The sequence below is a fragment of the Paraburkholderia sp. BCC1886 genome, from assembly GCF_900996245.1.
Lineage (GTDB): Bacteria > Pseudomonadota > Gammaproteobacteria > Burkholderiales > Burkholderiaceae > Paraburkholderia.
Window position 1 is genome coordinate 358,338 of the sequence record NZ_CAAJGK010000052.1, and the last position, 21,358, is coordinate 379,695.

General features: G+C 57.2%; 10 protein-coding genes. 1 reads left to right on the forward strand and 9 read right to left on the reverse strand.

The annotated features are described in order from the left end of the window. Positions 1-308: 308 nt before the first annotated feature. The 5 genes from FQ746_RS19765 to FQ746_RS19785 form a co-directional block, all read right to left on the reverse strand. A complete protein-coding gene (locus FQ746_RS19765; protein WP_144111320.1) occupies positions 309-1,046 on the reverse strand; it encodes a putative type VI secretion system effector in 738 nt (245 codons plus the stop codon). After that, the gene (locus FQ746_RS19770; protein ID WP_144111321.1) at positions 1,043-3,880 is read right to left on the reverse strand and encodes a T6SS effector BTH_I2691 family protein; all 2,838 of its coding nucleotides are present in this window, start codon (positions 3,878-3,880) and stop codon (positions 1,043-1,045) included. The genes FQ746_RS19765 and FQ746_RS19770 overlap by 4 nt, the downstream gene beginning before the upstream one ends. Before the next feature lie 87 nt (positions 3,881-3,967). After that, on the reverse strand, positions 3,968-4,219 hold the full coding sequence (locus FQ746_RS19775) for a PAAR domain-containing protein (RefSeq protein WP_144111322.1): 252 nt from the start codon (positions 4,217-4,219) through the stop codon (positions 3,968-3,970). Between the two features lie 98 nt (positions 4,220-4,317). Further along, on the reverse strand, positions 4,318-5,325 hold the full coding sequence (locus tag FQ746_RS19780) for a DUF4123 domain-containing protein (RefSeq protein ID WP_144111323.1): 1,008 nt from the start codon (positions 5,323-5,325) through the stop codon (positions 4,318-4,320). 7 nt (positions 5,326-5,332) lie between these two features. Further along, positions 5,333-7,891 (reverse strand): type VI secretion system Vgr family protein, encoded by a 2,559-nt coding sequence (locus tag FQ746_RS19785; protein ID WP_144111324.1) that lies wholly within the window; start codon positions 7,889-7,891, stop codon positions 5,333-5,335. A gap of 680 nt (positions 7,892-8,571) precedes the next feature. Between FQ746_RS19785 and FQ746_RS19790 the strand changes: the two genes are divergently transcribed. Beyond that, entirely contained in the window at positions 8,572-14,508 is a 5,937-nt protein-coding gene (locus FQ746_RS19790; RefSeq protein WP_144111325.1) for a DUF3320 domain-containing protein, read from the forward strand. 11 nt (positions 14,509-14,519) lie between these two features. Here the strand turns inward: FQ746_RS19790 and FQ746_RS19795 are convergent, their stop codons facing one another. The 4 genes from FQ746_RS19795 to dnaA all read right to left on the reverse strand — a co-directional run bounded on the left by FQ746_RS19795 (position 14,520) and on the right by dnaA (position 20,985). Next, positions 14,520-15,353 carry a hypothetical protein gene (locus FQ746_RS19795; protein WP_260854107.1) on the reverse strand — a complete coding sequence of 278 codons (834 nt, stop codon included), beginning with the start codon at positions 15,351-15,353 and terminating at the stop codon, positions 14,520-14,522. A 46-nt stretch (positions 15,354-15,399) separates the two neighbouring features. Continuing rightward, the gene (gene gyrB / locus FQ746_RS19800; protein WP_144111326.1) at positions 15,400-17,874 is read right to left on the reverse strand and encodes a DNA topoisomerase (ATP-hydrolyzing) subunit B; all 2,475 of its coding nucleotides are present in this window, start codon (positions 17,872-17,874) and stop codon (positions 15,400-15,402) included. A 114-nt stretch (positions 17,875-17,988) separates the two neighbouring features. Next, on the reverse strand, positions 17,989-19,092 hold the full coding sequence (gene dnaN / locus FQ746_RS19805) for a DNA polymerase III subunit beta (RefSeq protein WP_144111327.1): 1,104 nt from the start codon (positions 19,090-19,092) through the stop codon (positions 17,989-17,991). Between the two features lie 276 nt (positions 19,093-19,368). Then, positions 19,369-20,985: a chromosomal replication initiator protein DnaA gene (dnaA, locus tag FQ746_RS19810; protein WP_222105890.1), complete on the reverse strand. Its 1,617-nt coding sequence runs from the start codon at positions 20,983-20,985 to the stop codon at positions 19,369-19,371. Positions 20,986-21,358: the final 373 nt, after the last annotated feature.

Sequence of the window (21,358 nt, forward strand, 5' to 3'; positions counted from 1 at the left end):
CGGTCCTATCAGACACATGGACGAAAAGATCGACACCTTTACAACGATCAATCCGACACGACATGGCCAGCGGAAACTGTTGGTTTTTTCGCTCGTTAAGGACAAGAAGTGGTCCGATGAATTTACGGAAGAGATAACTTCACACGTGGGCGCGAGTGCCGAATGACGATACAGCTAGCCTGTCGTACGCGATCACTGGCAGCAGAAGGACTAGCAGTGACAGGACGACTTGCAGGGCGACGAACCTGGCCCTCCGTGGGCTTGAATTATGCAATTTTGTTTGTCCATCCCCGACAGTCCATTGCCTTTTAGTATCGAAAGTAAAGAACGCCTAACACCCCAGGATCACTCGATGTCTTGTTTTTCTTGGTGATGGCCGGTAGATCGATGTTCTTGACGTCACTCCAGCCGAAGCCTTGGAAAATGCCCTCTGCGAGGCTCACAAAGCCCATAAACTTGCGGGACATCCGGAAGCCGATGACACCCAAAATTGCCAGGAGTCCAGCCCCTCCCAAAACCCACATCTGAAAGATACCCATCCAGTTGTGCAGCGATTCAAAAAAAGCGATGCCGCCGGTTAAGACATACATAAACAACAGGAGAGGCAAGCAGACTTTTAACCATATTCTCAGACTGACTTTGTAGTGGGCATATCGACCTCTGCAACAGTGGGGATGTAAAGCGACAATTTTGTCGTCAATTCGCCGTATGCCGTATCCCTGCCAATGGTCGCCCCACTGCTCGGCGACGACTTGCACTTCGTCGTTTTCGTTGAAGACAGACTCCCACACCCAAGCCTTGACCGGCTTTCCCTCCAGATCGAATTCAAGTAAGTCGGCTTCCTCAGTGGTATCCATTGCCATTCCGCTGAGACCAACAGCAATACCACCTAGCCCAGCTAGTCCTGCAGCAATTGCCGTTGCGCCCATTTTATTCCGGTCTGTCTCCGTGAAGAAAAAATCCTGATTACGGCGTGCTTTGCGTAAATTGGTGATCCGTCCGCGCAGTAACTGCGTAGGCGATGCTGCTGTTATTTCGTTTTTCATTCCGAACCCTCAGTTGCCTCTAGCCCTACGCCTTTAAGCGCCTTCTCGAACTCTTCGTGCTGTTTACCGGCCTCCCATGGAGGACTATTTGGAGACTTGCCAAACGTACACTTCTCAAACCAAGTCTGCAAATCGTTATCGGAGAAGTACCAGATCAGAACCTGGATCAGTGTTATTACCACAGCTACTTCCCACCCGGCCATGAAGAGAGCAACCCGTCCTAGCATTAGCAACGCGCCGCGTTCACCGACTGTGACGACTACTTCGCCAGCCGCAACGCCGACTGCTTCCCTACCTGCAGCGTTAGCCGCGGCCGCTCGAGCCGCTGCAGTCGTACCTTCCTCCGCGGCAGTAGCGAGACTGCCAGATCTTGCTGCTGCCCCCGCTAGTCCTGCGTTAGTCTTGCCTAACCACGCGACTCCACGCCCCCCGGTCAATCGGGCAATCATGGGCGCACTCGATGATAGAGCGGTCAGAAGGTTGGCGGCGGAGCCGGCAAATCCTAAAGCGCTCTTGACGAAGTACAGCGCGGCCATGCCGCCTTTGCCGTTTCCAGCCTGTTCTGCACCTTTCCTCGCATCAAAAAACGCACCAATCGCAGCAGATGCGCCGCCAAAATAACCCGTAATAGCCTTTAGATTAGCGACCGTCTGAGCCGCATCCTTTGCCATTGCTGCCATCGCTTTGCTCGATGCCTGGAGACAGGCGGACGAAGCTGAAAAGCCGCTCGCAACAAGCATTGCGTAGTCTTCTCCGTTTTTATCGACCTTGGCCAGGCTCGCACCGAAGCAGAACAGTTCGATGATCGCCAGCGTGCCGCCGATACGGATACCTGTGGCCGCCTCCGCCCCTTCGCTTGTTAGCCTGACTGCATTCCACTTCGCGCGAAGCACCAGACCTTTCTCGTCCGATGCGAGAGTCTCGAGTGTCTGCGCGTAAGCGTCGGCGGCTTTAACGCCTTTGGCGCGCAGCGCTTTATAGCCACTCTCCAACTTCGCGCGTAGTTTTGGCTCAACGTTCGCCGACTCTTTAATCAGGCCCAGCGTATCCGTCCTGCTTATACCGATTCGCAGCATCAACGCACCCCGAATCAGGTACGCCCCCGCGCAGTCGCTGACTTTGCCCATCCCTGTCCACTTAAAAAGTGCATTGGCGATCGTAATGCTAAGCCGGTCGACATGAAGGTTTTTTGCCGCTCGCTCCGTAGCAGAGACCGCATACTCATGCTCCTTGACTTCTCCCATCTTCTCGCGAAATTCGACAAACGTTTTGAGCTTTTCAAGAGGCTTTGCGATCTTCTCGAGAATTTCAGCAACCTCTTCCGCGTGGGTCGCTTTATAGGTCGTCGCGCTAGCGAGCAATTCCTTGATCTCTATCTTCGGCTGTTTCTGGTTGAACGCGAAAGCGCGCCACACAAGACTGGTCGGCTGGGTCGGGTCCATATTGTTGACGAGGTCGACCACGACCTGCGCTCCCTTGTCTTCCGAGGGCAAGCCGTTGATGGCCTCGTTGACCACCCCTTCAAATGCTTTGCCATTAGCGACGTCGTCTTCGTGATAATCATGCAGGGTCGCAAGCAACAGTGGGGCTTTTAGCCATGCGGCGACATCCGCAGTGCGGCTCGCCTGCACCTGGTCGACAGTGGTCTGCATCGAACTGAACGATGACTGGAATTTCTTGAATTTCGATGGATTGAGTTTTTCATAATATTTCGGCCACTCTTCCTCGCCGATTTTTTTGGCCTCTGTGGGGCTAATCTTGCCAGCCTCTTCGATTCGCTTTTGCGACGCCGCTTCCTGCTCATCGGTTGGAATAGTAACGATGCCGTCCATCGCACCTGGGGAGTTAATCATGCCTTCCCAGCCAGCCTGTAGCGCCGAACGCCACCGGCTCTTCGATGAGACGGCGCCGTTTTTAACCGCGATTTCCGCCGCGTCGATCGACCGCAAGGCATCAATTTCCTTCGGAAGCTCTTGCACGTAGCGCATCATCATGACAGCGGCGTCATTCCGATAGCCGTTAAGTTCGTGTACGTTTCCGATCCCATCCCATAACGCCAGCAACATAGGAGGATGGTGTTTGCCGCCGCTTTTCTCGCCCACGTCGCCCATCAGTTTCACAAGCGCAGCACTCGCTGAGGATGGAGTCGCCTGACGTACATGCAGTGGATAACGCGTCGCTTCATGCTTCAATATCTGCGCATTGAAGCTTCCATCCGGATTGCTGACTCGCTGTTTCGGTAGTTGGAGCAGCTTCGGATCAAAGCCGGGCATGTATTCAATGACATCATCGATACTTTGCTCCGTTGCGACGGAAGCGTGCTCGTCTGCTGCACCCGTAATCCACTTCGCGGGTTCGATGCGTTGCATCCGTTTCTTGCGAAGTGCGGCGTCACCTGCATACAGTTTGAAGATGTCTTTGTGCCATCCGTATTCGGAGAAAGCGATATAAACATCGCCGCATTTCTCCGGGTGTTCAATTGCGATGATGTCCATCGCTACTGCGATACTTTTTTGCGCGCACGCCGGATGAGTCACGGGCGCAGTCGGCAGAGGCAGCGTCTGCTTCCAGAGCCGTCCGTCCTCGGTCACCTTGTAGGCTTCCCAATAGTTACCGCCGCGCGCGCCCTTTACGTAGAACAGATATAGCCAGCCCTCACGTAAGGTACGCAAACCGTAATGATGCGAAGATAGTGCAACATCCGTCACACTTTTACCGCTGATGCCACCCGGTAGCTTGGCGTTGACTGTCTGCGGCAATACGGCGTACCTCACCGGCAGAATCGGCAAACCTGTCTTTTCGCAGTTACCGCATTTTTGTTCGGTTGTCGCCATGATAATTTTTTGTATTCGATTGTTGAACGCGTTGCCGATCAATATCTCGCGTAAGCTGTCCTATCCCATGACGCTTCGCTTCGATATCTATACGAGACTAGTTATCAGCTTGCATCCGCATGTGGCCGTATCACCGTGTCGCGCAACGGGTGTGCCGTTGTCGGTCATGGACGAATCGCCGTCGACAATGACATTGGGTTTAACGTCAGCGTGCTTTGGACAAGACACTTCATCGCCCTTTCGAGCAACGAAGCGGCCGCCAAAAGACATAGTTTTCGATGCGGTAATGACTTTGCCACCGTGATCGGTATCGTCATCCAGGCGAATGAGATTCATCATGAACCGAATTCCTTGTCTGCCGTAAGCTGCGCTGCGACGGGATTCAATCGCGCTTAAAAAATCAAGTCTGCAATGACGCTTAAATGGATGCTCGTCGCTCATCTTGTGGTAACGGCAAGCGACTTTTCATTCGCCCAGTCTCCGCGACGAATCTCTTCGATCTCGTCCTTGCCTAACTCGCCGACTGCCGCAGTATAGAAATCATCCGGATTCATCTGACGGAGCGCCCGCTGCACTTTGGGATGGCGGTCGAATTGCGGGTGCCATGCTAAAGAATGACCGATGAAAGCAACTTTGTCGTCGCGGTCAACCAACCCATACTGATCCGCGCGCGCCGCGCTCGCCACCGCAGCTTCGACGTCATGCGGTTCGGGTTGTCTTCCTGTGTTCAGCATGTGTATCCCAAGTGCGCGATTGATCAGTCCGTGGCGGTGAATCGATCTCCATTGCTCCCCCGTCAACCCAAGGCTCGATGCTGCTCGGGTCTTGTTCGTGTAAATGCAGGGTCTGGCGCACGCATCAATTGCGTGCCACGCGCTCACCGGTCCCAACAACGCCTGCCGCTGCTCCGATAACAACATTGGCCACAAAAGACCGAGTGCGCGCGAGTCATAGAACCGCAATGCGCATTGCCGACCCCGATCGTCCGTCTGCAAAACATGTTGCGACCAGTGCGCGGCGACGGCGTCGGCCGGACTCGAAGTCGCCAGCCATCCGCCGATACGCTGTCCCAGTCCTTGGGCGACGGATTCCGGGTGCCGGTCTTCAAATGCAAGTCGTACACTTTCTGCCAGCCATTCCATGCCAACTGACGTACCGAGATCAAGTTGAACCAGATATGGACGATGCTCGTCGGGGTACGCCTCGTGTGCAACGGTAACGACGGCGTGCGGCAAATCCGCTACCGCTGTCGTTTCTTCGAGACTTTCTGGTAAGCCAGCCCGGCTTGGGTCGATGACGACTAGACAATTCAGTTCAGGACGTTGACGGAAGTAAGCCTTCAGGTTGCTCATCATCCGATCGACGCCGGACTCTTCGGCCGCGGAATCTGTCCGAACCGGTTCCTCGCGTGGAGCGCTTGCGTTGCGATAGTTCAACGATTCCATGTTTACCTCAATCCAGAACAACACTCGACGCGCTGTCTGCCGACGCCGCCGCGGTCTTCCAGGAACAGCCTTTCACCGCGCTGGTAAGCGGCGACGGAATGCGCATCGATGCCGGACCTGGCTTATCCCACGCAGCACATTTTTCAAGGATTTTCCCGGGCGTGCCGTTCTCAATACCGTCTGCGGTAATCCTGATGTACGAGCCGGCTGCGCCTATCCAGATTTCCTTGTCGGCCGATAGAACCAGCTTGCCCTCCGTGCTGGTAATCGTGAGGTCCTTGAGCGCCGCCAGTGTCATCTCGTCGCTCTGCGCCTTGATCTCGATTTTTCCTTTCGCCGCGAATAGCTTCATGCCTGCGTTCTGCACGAACAGACTGATCTTCTCCGACACACTCGCGATCAGCGACTTGCCTGTCGCGATGTGCGTACTTTGTCCGCTGACCATGTTGACATGCTGATTCGCGGTAATCTGCATCGAATCCTGGGTCGACAAGCCAAGCCCCGCGGGACTTGCCACCAGCATGATCGGCGTAGAAAAGCCATTTGCATTGCCGGTGCCCCCGCCTGCGGTATGTCCGCCTGATCCGCTGCTACCGGAGGTGGTGTACTGCGTTGCATCGGTGAACTTCTTCAAGGCGTTCTGGCCGTCTTCGAGGCTTTCGGCCTGGTTCGCAGCGCTCGCCTCCGACAACATCTCGACCACGCTTTCCGCGCTGACGAGTTGTTTGTTGGCCTGACTCACGTCGAGCGGTTGATTGACCGCCGCAGAATAGGTCGACACATAGAGGCCTTGACCAGCCCGAATCGCACCGTATGCATCTGACTTGAGGTCGAAGCCGCTGCCGAGGAATGCGCCCCGATCGTTGCTGGTGTGCTGGACGAGATAGCCAAGGTGCAATTGAGAGTTCGCGCTACTGCTGTACAACTGCACGCGGTTCTGGCCGGTCGCGTCGTCCATGACCATCTGGTTGTAGCCAGTCCCGCCATATTCCTTCGAACGATATCCGGACAGTAGACCATTGGAGTGCCACTGCGGCTTCGCAGTGCCGTTATAGAGCCTCGAGATGACTACTGGCCGGTCGCAATCGCCACCTATATGGTCGACCAGGACCTCTTCGCCGACGCGCGGCATATGCACGCCCCCGTAACCACTGCCTGTGTCCGCCTGCGCAGTGCGCACCCAGCACGATGCCTGTTCATCGCCGCTATTCAAACGGTCCCAGATGAACTGAACCTTGATGCGATTGAGCTCATCGGTGTAGACCTCCTCGCCGCTCGGGCCGACGACCATGGCCGATTCGAGGTGTGTCTCCGGTTTCCTGTGCTCGAACGGACTGCGATAGGGAACCGTGGTTCGCTGAGCCTCGACCTGGACTCGATAAAATCCGTCCGATCCGTCTGCATGCGACACGTTGAACGTAGTCGCGCCCGTGTGACTCGTACGTACCTGAGCGAGGGTCGCTTGCAAGCTGTGCGGAAAGCCGGAGACAGGTCCGCCGATAGGCACGTTGTTTTCGATTACCCAAGCGGTTTCGATCGCGACAAATTCCTTTTCAGCGGCCGGGTCGCGGTCGTGGTCGGGATGACCGCTTAGCGTGAAGCGCAGTCCGGCGTCGATGCCACGCAAACCTCCCTCTCCGTGAAACCGCTTCGCGCGCGATTCCCATTCTTCCATTCGAAATTTGGACAACTGGTCGCCCCGATCCTGTTTCGGATAGGTATAAGCCCCCGTGTACTCATAAACCTCCGCTTGGTCCGGTAAGTCGCCCTGATTCGGCATTGTTGGCACGTTCGTGCCTTTGGGATTGAACTGGGTAGACGGACTTTTGTAATCGAATGTGCGGGTAGTGAGAGTGGTGCTTTGTAGCGTGCGTGTGCCTGACCACTGCGTCAGCGCATCGGTCTCGCTGCTCGTCCCGGCGCGGTAAAACGTGACCGTTTCCGGGGACATGGTTTTGGCTGTTTCCAGCCGATCGGTGATGACCAGCGTATGGGACTTTCCGTCCTGGGCCTGATGCCATAAGCCAAATAGACCTTCCGACTCCAGGAGCCGATGGACGAAATTCCAATCGTCTTCATCTTGACGACAATAAGATCGCGAAGGAAGCGGCTGGGACAACGCGAACTGAAACATTCCCTGCGCCTGAGGGTGCGTATTGAATACGTCAGTAACGATTTCGTCGGCGCTTTTGTCCTGCCAGATACGCTGATCGCGACGAAATTTCAGGAAGTACATCCATGACGCGAAGCCCAGTTGGTAACTCGTCATGCCGCTATCTGAACCCAGACGTCGCGCGGTATGCACATAGCCGTTGTGCGGCAGATACGTTTTGTCCGCTTGCTGGATCCACAGCGTGATCGGTTGGGCAATGAGTTTTTTTAGTTCAATGCTGCCCGACATCGATGCTACGTCGAGTGTGAATTCAAAATGCCTGCCGATGCGCGAACGGCCAAGTACACGCTGAGGTACCAGCGTGTTTTCCCCTAGCGGCGTATCAAGTTTAAGCAAGCGGTCCTGCTGCATTAATCCGCTTGCGAGGCCGCTTACCCCTTCTTGCGTGCTCATCGCGAGTCCTCTGGTTTTCCGCTTTCTTTTTTCGTTTGCGTCAAAACGATGGCAAATTCTGTCGGGTCCATTGACAGCACACTGCGGTTGGCCGTCCCTGGCGATCTGGTTCTAATCCAGTGCGTGAGGTGCATGATTTGATTAGCTTGGACAACCCGTCGGCGATGCCCCGCAATATCGACTTAGACGCGCATAAACGATCGTTGGTTATGCCCTGGCGCTTCCGATTCTACCTTCTCGGATAATACAAAAAGTAAGACGATTGTCGCAATCAAATCGAAAAAATGAATTGTTAAACCGGTATATTTTTCAGTTTTTGAATTGCCGATCGATTTTCGGTAATATTTCTATCTGCGATATGCAGTATATCTATTGTCCGCTGCTCGCATCACCGGCTGTATGCGTTACGCATTAACGGCACTTTTGGGCGATTCGTCGTAATTGCCAGAATTGAGTCGTGAGAATTCGCGACGTGTATCGGGAGATTGTTCACATCCCATTGTCAGGAATTAATTTGAGAAATTTCCGGCAACCGCTAGGGGCGGAGACAGAATAAACTGCCTGCGAAAAGGTCGGCAGTAAGAGCGAAGCGCAATCAATAGCGTGGTTCAGCTTGGTTGATATCACCAACAATGAAGGCGACTGGGTCGAACCCAGCACGAATAATAAGGACCGGGGCGATGACACAAGAACTAACAGACGACGTTCAGAATCGGGTGGCAGAAGCTGATTTTAAACTTTCCGTTCAGGTCATTGCCGACCTGACCATCGGTTACGCAGCGATCCAGAACAACGTTCCTCTCATCCGGGAAATCCTGTTCTCCAACGAGGGTGACACGACGCTCCTCGATGTCGAACTGGTCGTCAAATGTATCCCGGATTTTGCCGAGAGCGCCCGCTTCCGTTTCGAAGAATTGGCGCCCGGGGAAATCCGGCGGCTTGCGCCTGTCGACCTCCGGCCGGATCACCATTATCTAAGCCAACTCGATGAGTCGGTGCGTTCCGTCATCACGGCGAACCTGCGGGCCGAGGAAGTCGAACTCGTCACCGCAACCCACAACATCGATGTACTCGCCTACGACCAGTGGGCGGGCACGCGGTCTTTGCCCGAGCTTTTAGCAGCGTTTTGCATGCCCAATTCCCGGGTCGTGGACAGGCTACTTGCTCGCGCCTCTGGACTGCTGCGCCAGACGTCGGCCGACCTGTCCATGGATGGTTATCAGTCCAGGAATCGCGAGAAGGTGTGGAAACAGGTTTCCGCCATCTACAGCACGATCGTCGCCGAAGACATTCAGTATTCGAACCCGCCGGCATCTTTCGGAAATGACGGTCAAAAAATCCGGACGCCGGAGCGCATTCTGGATGGCAAGCTCGCGACCTGTCTGGACCTCGCTATGTTGTTTGCGTCGTGCCTCGAACAGGCCGGCCTGCATCCCGTCGTGCTGTTCAAGGAGGGCCATGCGTGGATTGGCGTCTGGCTGATCGATGCCAGTTTCCCGACTGCATTGGTGGACGACGTTCAGGCGGTGCGTAAGCGGGTCAAGTCCGGCGAGTTCATGGTCTTCGAGACCACCGGCGTAGCGGGCGGTCAGAAGCCCTCGCTTCGCTGGGCCTGCACTCGTGGCGAGGAACATCTCAACGACGAGGCGACGTTCGCGTATGTTGTCGATATCCGGCGCGCCCGCGAAGTGCAGATTCGCCCGCTCCCATCGCGTTCATCGCATGTCGATGAGCAGACCGTTGCGATCGCCAAAGCCGGGACATCTGTCGTCGAGGACGTGCCGCAGTTGCCGCCGTTGGACCCGGTCGTCATACCGCTACGCGACGACGCAACACCCGACACACCGGAGGGACGGCTCGCGAAGTGGAAGAGCAAGTTGCTCGACTTGACGCTTCGGAACAAGCTGCTGAACTTCAAGCCGACTAAAACCACGCTGCGCGTCATTTGCCCTGACCCGGGCGCACTGGAAGACCGGCTTGCGGACGGCAACGAATTCCGGGTCCGTGCAAAGCCGAAGATGATGTCCGGCCTGGACGGTCGCGACGCCAATGTCTACGCGGTCCGAAACGGAACGCAGGCTACCGATGACCTGGCGGCCACCGCACTTGTGCGGAATGAAATCGTCACGGACATCGAAGACGAGGCGCTCGAAGGTCGACTCCTCGAAATATTCCGTGCGGCGAGTACGGGAATGGAAGAAGGTGGCGCCAATACGTTGTTTCTGGCGTTCGGGATGCTGGAATGGCAGGAGAGCAAGGACGCCGAATCCAGCCATCTAGCGCCAATTCTGCTGATCCCCGTGACGTTGTCCCGGCAGTCGGTGCGCAACGGCTTCCGTCTGACTCGCCACGACGACGACGCACTTGTTAACCCGACCTTGCTGCAAAAGCTTCAGCAGGATTTCAGCCTGAAGCTACCGTCGTTCGATGTCTTGCCCACCGACGACCGCGGTATCGACGTCGATCAGATTTTTCAGACCTTCCGTCTGCATGTTGGCGAGTTGAAGGGCTGGGAAGTCAAGGAGCAGGTTCATCTGGGTATTTTCTCGTTCACGAAGTACCTGATGTGGAAGGACCTCCGCGACCGCCAGAAGCAGCTTCAGGAAAACAGTGTCGTTGCTCATCTGGTCAACCATCCGGGCAAGGCTTTCGCCGACAGCGCTACAAGTTTCGAACCCAGCACCCTGGATGAGAAGTTCCGGCCTCAAGATCTGTTCACGCCGATGTTGTCGGACTCGTCACAGTTGCGTGCGGTTTGCGTCGCTGCCGAAGGGCAGAATCTCGTCATCGAAGGGCCACCGGGAACGGGTAAGAGTCAGACGATCTCGAACCTGATTGCTCATCTTCTCGCCACCGGGAAGACCGTGCTGTTCGTCTCGGAGAAAATGGCGGCGCTCGAAGTCGTGCATCGCAGGCTTAGCCGTCTCGGACTCGGACCGTTCTGTCTCGAACTACATTCGTCCAAGGCAAAAAAGGCCGATGTTCTGAAACAACTGGGGGTTGCACTGGATGCCGCAGGCGACCGCACAGTGAAGGACTGGGAGCGGGAATCCGAACGTCTGCTGGCACTTCGCGGGGACCTGAATGGAGTCGCACGTGCGTTGCATCGCGTCTATGCGAACGACCTGACCGTTTACGAGGCGATCGGAACCAGTTTGCAACACGCGGATATGCGGCCCGCTACCATGTCGTGGGCCGATGCCGATGCACACGACCGCGCCCAGCTCGAGGCACTGCGTGAGACCTGCCGTCAAATGGGTGCGCTGGCCGGTCAGTTGAGCGGATTACAGAACCATCCTTTGGCTGGCATCCAGAAGACCGAATGGACGCCGTCGTGGCAGCAACAGTTTCTCGACGCAGTCGCAGCGCTCGAAAGCCACATCAGAAAACTGGCCGAGTCCGCCTCGAGCCTGCTGAGCCAGCTAGGACTTCCCAGCGTTTCATTTTCGCTGAATGGACTTGGCAAATTCGATGTTCTGGCCGACGTGCTTTCTGCCGCGCCGACTATCCCTGTCGAGGTGGCCCGGTCAGCGCACGACGAGTCCACGCGAAACCGGCTCGCGAATCTCCGGCAGCATGGCGTGGCGCGCAATCTGGCGTGGGAGCCGTTGCGCGAACACTATGTGGACGAAATCGCCACACTGAACGCTTCCGAGCTGAAGTTGCAATGGACCGCCGCGACCAGTACCTGGTGGCCGAAGAGCCTGATTGAGAAACGCGCAGTAACGGCACGATTGCGTCCGTATAGGCAGGACCAGCGCCGGCCACACAACGAGGACGTGCCAGGCGTTCTTGGCGCATTGACGACGGTGAATGCCGAGGACAAGGTGATCGAGTCCATGTCGCACGATGCGTCGCATCTGCTGCAGGAAGGCTTCACCGCGTCGAAGACGGACTGGAACTCCGTAGAGTCCGTCGAGCGGTGGGCGACGTCGTTCGCAGACGCAGTTACGTCGATCGCAGGTCACGACCTCGACTTGCTCCAGACGCTGCGTGGGAAGCTGCAGCTATTCGTTGCCGACAACCGGAGCATGCTGAAGGCAGATATGCCGCTTGGCGCGAGTGTGTTGTCATACCGTGATCGCTATCGGGATGTTGTTACGCAACTCCGCCTGGTCATCGAGCTGGGTCATTGTCAAGCCGACCTCGGACTCGACCCCACCGCCGCCGGCGTGATTCCCCGGCTATCGAGCCTGCTTCAAGGATGGCAAGCCACTTCCCGACAGTTGCAACCGTGGTGCCTGTGGAGGAAATCTCGCGCCCTTGCAATCGATAGCGGTTTGCAGGGGATCGTGGATGCACTGGAGGCCGGTGAGGCGCCATTGTCGAATGTCGCGACATTCTTTGAATACAGCTACCAAAGTTGGTGGCTTCGCAAAGCGATCGACCGGGAGCCCGTGCTCTGCAACTTCTCGAGCGCCGAGCATGATCGCAAGATTGCCGAGTTCAAGGAGGCTGACGAACGGTTCCAGAAGCTGACGCAGCAATATATCGCTGCGAAGCTTGCGGGACAGGTTCCGGCGAGCGGTGAGGTCATGCCCGGTGCCGACTCCGAGCTTGGAAAGCTACGCCGTGAATTGCAGAAGCAGCGAAAGCACATGCCGATCAGGCAACTGGTTCAAAACCTGCCGAGTCTAATGACCCGGCTGAAACCCTGTCTGCTGATGTCACCGCTGTCGGTCGCCCAGTATCTGGATGCATCGCATGCGCAGTTCGACGTGGTCATATTCGACGAGGCCTCACAGATTCCGGTGTGGGATGCCGTCGGCGCCATTGCTCGTGGCAAACAGCTGGTTTGCGTCGGCGATCCGAAGCAGTTGCCGCCAACCAGTTTCTTTGCCCGATCGGATGACTCCGCGGATGGAGTGGACAGTGACGATGTTCAGGATCTGGAGAGCATCCTGGATGAATGCCTTAGTATCGGGCTGCCTGAACTGCGCTTGAACTGGCACTACCGGAGCAAGCATGAAGGGCTGATTACGTTTAGCAATGTCACGTACTACGACAACGAGCTGGTTACGTTCCCGTCGCCCGTGACAAACGACCAGAGTGTGCATTTCGAGCGTGTGCAGGGCGTCTACGACCGAGGCGGCTCCCGAACCAATCGGGCGGAAGCCGATGCGATCGTCAAGGCAATCGAACGGCATTATCTCGATTCAGCGAAGCGACATCTGACGCTTGGTGTGGTCACTTTCAACCAGGCGCAGCAAAGCCTGATTGAGCGAATGCTGGACGAGCGCCGGCGCGTGTCGCAGCAGCTGGATCAGGCGATTGCGCAGACCGCACAGGAGCCGCTGTTCATCAAGAACCTGGAAAACGTGCAGGGGGATGAACGCGACATCATCTTCTTCTCAGTGACCTATGGTCCGGATGCGTCGGGGAAGGTCAGTCTTAATTTCGGGCCATTGAATCTGGAAGGGGGCCATCGGCGTCTCAACGTGGCCGTATCGCGTGCGCGTGTCGGTGTAGTAATTTTCAGCACGCTGCTGCCCGAGCAGATTGATCTGTCGCGTGTGCGGGCCGCCGGCGTGCGCGACCTGAAGAACTATCTGGAGTTTGCGATTCGAGGTCCGCGTGCGCTGGTCGAGCAAAGTATGCCGACCGGACGTGAACCCGATAGTCCGTTCGAACGGCAAGTGATTTCCGTCCTTCGGGAGAAAGGGTGGACGGTTCATCCACAGGTGGGCGTCTCCGGATACCGGATCGACATTGGCGTCGTCGATCCGCGTGCGCCCGGACGGTATCTGCTGGGCGTCGAATGCGATGGCGCGATGTACCACTCGGGCGCAACGGCTCGCGACCGTGACAGGCTCCGTCAGCATGTGCTGGAAGGGCTCGGCTGGAAGCTGCATCGGATCTGGTCCACGGACTGGTGGCTTAATCCGGAAGAACCGATGCGGAAACTTTTGGCACGGCTTGAGGATTTAATGGCGGTCGTGCCTGAGGTGGAGACAGCGGTTTCCGAAGTAGCTGAGGAAGAGTCGCATACTATGTATGCGGCATCTGAGCCGGTCGGGGAATCGGTTGTTGAGGCGGATGTTGAGGCGACCGCGCCTACTACACAGTTGCGGGAATATAGACTTGTCAGCCTGGATAAAGGCAGTCCGGATCTCTTCTACGAAAGCCGGTCGATATCGACTCTGGTCGGTCAATTACTCGAGGTCATCGAAACCGAAGGACCGGTTTCGCAGGCAATCTTGTTCAGGCGGGTAACGCAAGCTTGGGGGTTGTCGAGAGTGGGTAGTCGTATCGAGGCTCATTTGTGTGGATTGGTGCCGAAAGACGTGACGCGTACGATGGATGGCAACATGACTTTTTATTGGCCGGAGCGGATAAAACCGGATGCGTGGGATGGATTTCGCGTTCCGGCGAGTAGCCCGGAAACGCGTCGTGCTATCAACGAGATTAGTCTTGAAGAACTCGGGAATACGGCCGTGTTTGTTCTGGTCCAGCAAGGGGGAACGTCGCTGGATGGAATTTCAAAAGCGGTTTGCCGGTTGCAGGGGCTTACGCGGACGAGCGCTGAAGCCGGAGCGCGAGTGTCGCGGGCACTAGGACATGGGCGGGTGCAACAGGTGGTGAAGTTGGAGAATGGGGCAGCTTACTTGCGGAAATGAGGTGCTGAGTTTCAGCCACTGACTCCCAAAATCCATCCTTCGAAGCGAGCCAAATCAAATTCCATCCGCATTAACTCCGGATGCAATGCGCCTTTTAGCCGCCCTTCCTCATCCGCGATTCTCAGCCAATCCGCAATAGTGTACGCATCATACTGATCGTCAGTCATCCCATCGGGCCGCACACGCCCGACTCTCAACAAGGACGGATAAGCCTCTAAGATGGCAGAGCGGCCCGGCTCGATCTCCCAGCCATCGAATGGCCAGAAGTGAATCTTCTCCCCGAGCTGACGATGCAGATAAAGCAGCCAAGGTAATCCCGAATGGGTCGACTTCGCGACTGCGCCTTGAACATCGAAATGGAATACGGACTTGGCTCTGCATCGTTCTTCAGCAATGCGCCGCCACTTCGAATTGCCTTGCCGTTCACTGCCATTTCCGACTAAGCCATCCCGAATGAAATCGACATACACGCTGTCTTCATCCGTAGGCCAGTGCTGTTGGAAATCTTCAAGAAACGCGTACCAGTCCGGAGCTAACCGATGAGCCTCGAAGTACTGACGCGGGAAAGAAAAGCTGTGGTCGATGCCGACAATTGTCGGGATATCTTCGCTAAGTAGCTCGGCAAGCCATAACGCTATACCGCGCCGACTCCAGTATTTGCGCGCACCAGGCGGTGGGGGAACTTCAACTGGCGGCTCGCCTGCGGTTCCTGCGAGATAGACCCGCAGTCCCTTCAGACTGTCATTGGGCGTCTGTGCGCCCGAATAGTCGATACCAACGTATCGACTGAAAGCAGCAGGCATGGGTATGAATTTAAAACCGGAAGTCTCGACTCGAGCCTGCATGGAAACAGGCTCGGGTGGGCGAATCACTTGAGAGCCTCAACCCCCCTCAAACATCAATATTCCCCGCCCGCAGTGCATTCGACTCGATAAACGCTCTCCGCGGCTCCACATCATCCCCCATGAGGGTCGTGAAAATCCCATCTGCCGCAATCGCATCCTCGATCTGCACACGCAGCAACCGGCGCACGGTCGGATCCATGGTCGTTTCCCAAAGCTGCTCGGGATTCATCTCTCCAAGCCCCTTATACCGTTGCTTGGAAACATTGCGCTCGGCATCGGCCAGCAACCATTTCATTGCGCTCTTGAAGTCGGTAACCGCCATACTCCGTTCACCGCGCTTGATCACGGCCGCAGCGCCAATCAATCCCTTAAACGTATTAGCCGTATTGATCAGCTGTTGATAATCGGCAGTCAACTGGAAATCCTGATCCAGCACCGAGATCTTCTGATTCCCGTGATGCGTCCGTGCAACCCGCAACGAGCGCAATTCACGAACAGGGTCATACATCGTCGTCACTCGAACTTCGGGCTTCAACGGATCGTCCCGAAGCTTCGCTTCCAGCGCGCGGGCCGACGCGTCAGCCGTTTCCTCGGTCGAAAGATCGACGACGATCCCATCCATCACGGCCTCGAGCGCGCCCGCGTCATACAACCGGCTCAACCGGTTCACGACACCTTGCGCCAACAAATAAGCCCGAGCCAATTCGCCGAGCGCGTCGCCAGTAATCGGCGTAGCCCCTTCCGACGGCACCAGTTCAGAACCTTGCAGCGCCAGCTTCAGAATATGAGCATTAACTTCGGCCTCATCCTTCAGATACCGCTCGTCCTTCCCGGCCTTGATCTTGAACAACGGCGGCTGCGCGATATAGATATACCCACGCTCGATCATGTCCGGCATCTGACGATAGAAGAACGTCAACAGCAGTGTCCGGATATGCGCGCCGTCCACGTCGGCATCGGTCATGATGATAATGCGGTGATAACGCAGCTTATCGAGGTTGTAATCCTCTTTGCCAATGCCGCAACCCAAAGCCGTAATCAGCGTAACGATCTGCTCCGAAGAAAGCAGCTTGTCGTAACGCGCCTTCTCCACATTCAGCACCTTGCCGCGCAGCGGCAAAATGGCCTGAAACTTCCGATCGCGTCCCTGCTTGGCCGAGCCACCTGCCGAGTCGCCCTCGACGATATAAATCTCGGACTTCGCCGGATCTTTTTCCTGGCAATCCGCCAGTTTCCCAGGCAGACCGACGCCATCCAGTACGCCCTTGCGGCGCGTCATTTCCCGCGCCTTGCGTGCCGCATCGCGCGCACGCGCTGCATCGACAATCTTGCTGCAGATAATCTTCGCGTCGTTCGGCGTTTCCAGCAGAAACTCTTCGAGTGCCTTGGCGACCACGTCTTCCACCGGCGCGCGCACTTCCGACGACACCAGCTTGTCCTTGGTCTGCGCGCTGAACTTCGGCTCCGGCACCTTCACCGACAACACGCATGAAAGCCCTTCGCGCATATCGTCGCCGGCCGTCTCGACCTTCGCCTTCTTCGCGACATCGTGATCGGTAATGTACTTGTTCAACACGCGCGTCATGGCCGCCCGCAAGCCGGTCAAATGCGAACCGCCATCGCGCTGCGGAATGTTATTCGTGAAGCACAATACGTTTTCGTTGTAACTGTCGTTCCACTGCATCGCGACTTCGACGGCAATGCCGTCCTTCTCGCCGCTCACGTGGAAAATGTTCGGGTGCAATACCGCCTTGTTCTTGTTGATGTACTCGACAAAGCCCTTCACACCGCCAACGAACGCAAAATCTTCTTCTTTCCCGCTGCGCAAATCGTGCAAACGAATGCGCACGCCGTTATTCAAAAACGACAGCTCGCGAATGCGCTTGGCCAGAATGTCGTAGTGATATTCGACATTGCCGAAAATCGTCTCGTCGGCCATGAAGTGCACTTCGGTGCCGCGATTTTCGGTGTCACCCACGACCGGAATCGGCGAGACGGCCACGCCGTCGATCTCTTCGATCACACGGTTCTGCGGCACGCCACGATGGAACTCCATGAAGTGCTTCTTGCCGTCACGGCGCACCACGAGACGCAGCCACGACGACAGCGCGTTCACGCACGACACGCCCACGCCGTGCAAACCGCCGGACACCTTATAGCTGTTCTGGTCGAACTTGCCGCCGGCGTGCAGTTCGGTCATCACGATTTCAGCGGCGCTGCGCTTCGGATCGTGTTTGTCGTCCATCTTCAGGCCGGTTGGCACGCCGCGGCCGTTGTCGGTGATGGAGATGGAGTTGTCGGCGTGAATGGTGACCTGGATGTCGTTACAGTACCCGGCCAACGCTTCGTCGATCGAGTTGTCGAGCACTTCGAACACGAGGTGATGCAGGCCGGTGCCGTCCGATGTATCGCCGATATACATCCCGGGACGCTTGCGCACTGCCTCCAGACCCTCGAGGATCTGGATGGACGAGGCGCCGTAGCCGCTATTGTCGGGTTGCGAATTGTTCGTTTCAGTCATGGATTTTTTCCGGTTCTGCGTTGCTGCAAGGTTGCTGCTCGGGACTTTTCAAAACACCATAAAAACGCCAAAGGGGCGCTGCGCCCCTTGGTGTGTTCTTCAGTGTTGAACGCGTTAGATGCGCATCGGCATCACGACGTATTTGAATTCGTCGTTCTCGGGAATCGTGATCAACGCGCTGGAGCTGGCGTCGCCCAGGCTCACTTGCAACGTGTCGACCTTCAGGTTCGCGAGCACGTCGAGCAGATACGTGACGTTGAACCCGATATCGACGCTGTCGCCGCTGTACGCGATTTCCAGTTCTTCCTGCGCTTCTTCCTGGTCGGCGTTGGTCGACATGATCTTCAACTGACCCGGCTCGATAATGCAGCGCACGCCCTTGAATTTGTCCGACGTCAGAATGGCGGCACGTTGCAGCGAGCGCTGCAGTTCTTCACGGCCGATCAGGAATTGATTCTTGTGCGACTTCGGAATCACGCGCTGGAAGTCGGGGAATTTGCCTTCCACCAGCTTCGACACCAGTTCGACCTGGCCGAACGTGAACTTGACCTGCGTGGGTGCGATGTCGATTTTCAGCGTGTCGTCGATGTCTTCCAGCAAACGCTGCAATTCGAGAATCGTCTTACGCGGAATGATGACTTCCTGACGTGCAAACGAGCCTTCGATTTTCATCGACGAAAACGCCAGACGGTGACCGTCGGTGGCGACGGCCATCAGCTGGTCGCCGTCCACCACCAGCAGCATGCCGTTCAGGTAATAACGGATGTCCTGCTGCGCCATGGAGAAGTGCACCATGCCGAGCAACTGGCGGAACGTTTTTTGGGGAACCACGAGGTTCGCGCCGAAGTCTTTAGCTTGGGCGACGGTCGGGAACTCGTCTGCCGCCAGCGTTTGCAACGCAAAACGGCTCTTGCCGGACTGTACCGTCAGGCGCTTGTCGTTCAGGGTGAGCGTGACCTGCCCGTCGGGCATGGCGCGCAGAATGTCGAGGAGCTTTCTTGCCGCCACCGTGGTGGCCACCGAGTCGCCACCCACGCCGAAATCGGCACGCGTGGTGATCTGCAACTCCAGGTCGGTCGACAGGAACGACACGTCCGGGCCGTTCTTGGTAATCAGCAAATTGGCGAGGATCGGCAACGTATGGCGGCGTTCGACGATGCCGCTCACGGTTTGCAGCGGCCTGAGGAGGTTATCGCGTTCGGTCTTGACCAGTTGCATAGAGTTCCTTCGTTGATATGACGGCCTGCGCGCCTTGCTTGCCCGTTGATTTGCCAGCTTGCCGGTCAGTTTGCCGGCCGCTTCGAGGCCAACTTGCCGCCCGACCTTCCCGCGCGCAGCCGCGACTCCCCGTCGGCGCCACGCAGCGCTCGTCACGGCGTGAATCCGCCCCGACCGCCGGGCGGTTAAACCTGTATTGTGCCTGAAAACAGAAGCGCTCCCCTAAATTGGGGGCGTGTTCCGAAATAAACAGGTCGATTTTTCCTTTCCGGCCGTCTAGCCCTTCAGGGTTTGCTCCAACACGTGCAATTCGTGGTTCAGTTGCGCGTCGGTGCTGCGCTCGGCGGCAATTTTGCGCACGGCGTGCAGCACCGTGGTGTGATCGCGTCCGCCGAACAATTCGCCGATCTCCGGCAAGCTTTTTTGCGTGAGCTCTTTGGCCAGATACATCGCAATCTGCCGCGGCCGCGCGATGTTTGCCGGACGCTTCTTCGAATACATGTCCGCAACCTTGATGCTGTAAAAATCAGCGACGGTCTTCTGGATGTTTTCCACCGAAATCTGCCGGTTCTGCACCGTCAGCAGGTCTTTCAGCGCTTCTTTCGTCACTTCGATCGAAATCTCGCGGCCGTGAAACTTGGAATACGCGAGGATCTTGCGCAGCGCGCCTTCCAGTTCACGCACGTTCGAGCGCAGATGCTTGGCCACGAAAAACGCGACGTCTTCGTTCAGGCTGACGAATTCCGACTGCGCCTTGCGCATCAGAATGGCCACGCGCATCTCCAGCTCGGGCGGCTCGATCGCCACGGTCAGGCCGGAGTCGAAGCGCGAGATCAGGCGATCGTCGATACCGGAAATTTCCTTCGGATACGTGTCGCTGGTAATGATCACCTGCGCCTTGTTCGCGACCAGCGCCTCGAACGCGTAGAAGAACTCTTCCTGCGTACGCGACTTGCCGGAGAAAAACTGAATATCGTCGATCAGCAGCAGGTCGAGCGAGTGGTAATACCGCTTGAAGTCGTCGAACGCCTTGCGCTGATAGGCCTTCACCACGTCGGACACATATTGTTCCGCGTGAATGTAGCGGATCCGCGCGCCGGCTTTGTCCATCAGAAGCTGATTGCCGATGGCGTGAATCAGGTGGGTCTTGCCCAGGCCCACGCCGCCATACAGAAACAGCGGGTTGTACGAGATGCCGGGGTTGTCCGCGACCTGGATGGCCGCGGCGCGCGCCAGCTGGTTGGCCTTACCGGTCACGAAATTGTCGAAGGTCAGCACCGGGTTGAGCTTCGAACGTTCGTACATGGAGTCGTTCTCGCCGTTGCCGTTCGAGCTCGCGCTCTGGCCCGGACGCCACGTGCGGCGGGCCGCGGCGGCTTCGTTCGCGTCGAGGCTCGGCAGATCGAGATCGGCCGAGTCTTCGGCGGCGGCCGCCGCGGCGCGGGCGTTCGCGTTGGCCTGCTGCGCCGCGCTCACGCCGTTGGCGCGCGCAGCGTGCGCCGCCTGCACGGCGCCGACCGCTGCATCCACGGCGGCGCCCCCGTTGTTCGAACCGCCATGGCCGCCATTCGCCCCCATCGCCGAGCCCGGACCCGCCACTGGACGAGACGGCGCCGGCGACGATGCGGCCGGCGCGCGCATCCCCGCTTTTGGGTCGAGCACGAACTGCACGTCGACCGGGGCTTGCCAGAAATCGCGAGCCATGTCGGCGATGCGGCCGGAAAACTGGCTCTTCACCCAGTCGAGCTTGAAGCGGTTCGGCGCGGCGATGCTCAGCGTGTTCGCCGCGGCGTCGAAGGCAACCGGAGCCAACGGTTTGATCCACGTCACGTACTGCTGAGGCGTCAGCTCGCGCTCCAGCAAGGCGGAACAGTGTTGCCAGAAATCGTTCATCAAATTGCTGTGGTTATGGTGTGCACGGCGGGTCGCCGCTGCCCTTGTCGCGTGTATGCAACAAGGCCCTGAGCAGCCAGGCGCAATGGCTCCAGGCGCTTGTGCCACAAGGGTTTGCGGGGCAAGCGAGCCGGAGCGGCGTGCAGGGTTTTCGGGAAGTAAGGCGAGATTCTAACGCCAAATTCACGACGAGCGGGAGTTATCCACAGGGACCGATCAACCCTCGCGGCGAAGCCGGCGCGTCGCCCGGACCGGCTAAAGTATTGACGCCCAACAGAAAACCGGTTTAAATAGCGGGTTCCGCGAAAACCAATTCAGTAGACCTCCGGCCATTGCGCTTTCAGCGATGATCGCGCGGTTATTTTTCGATCAA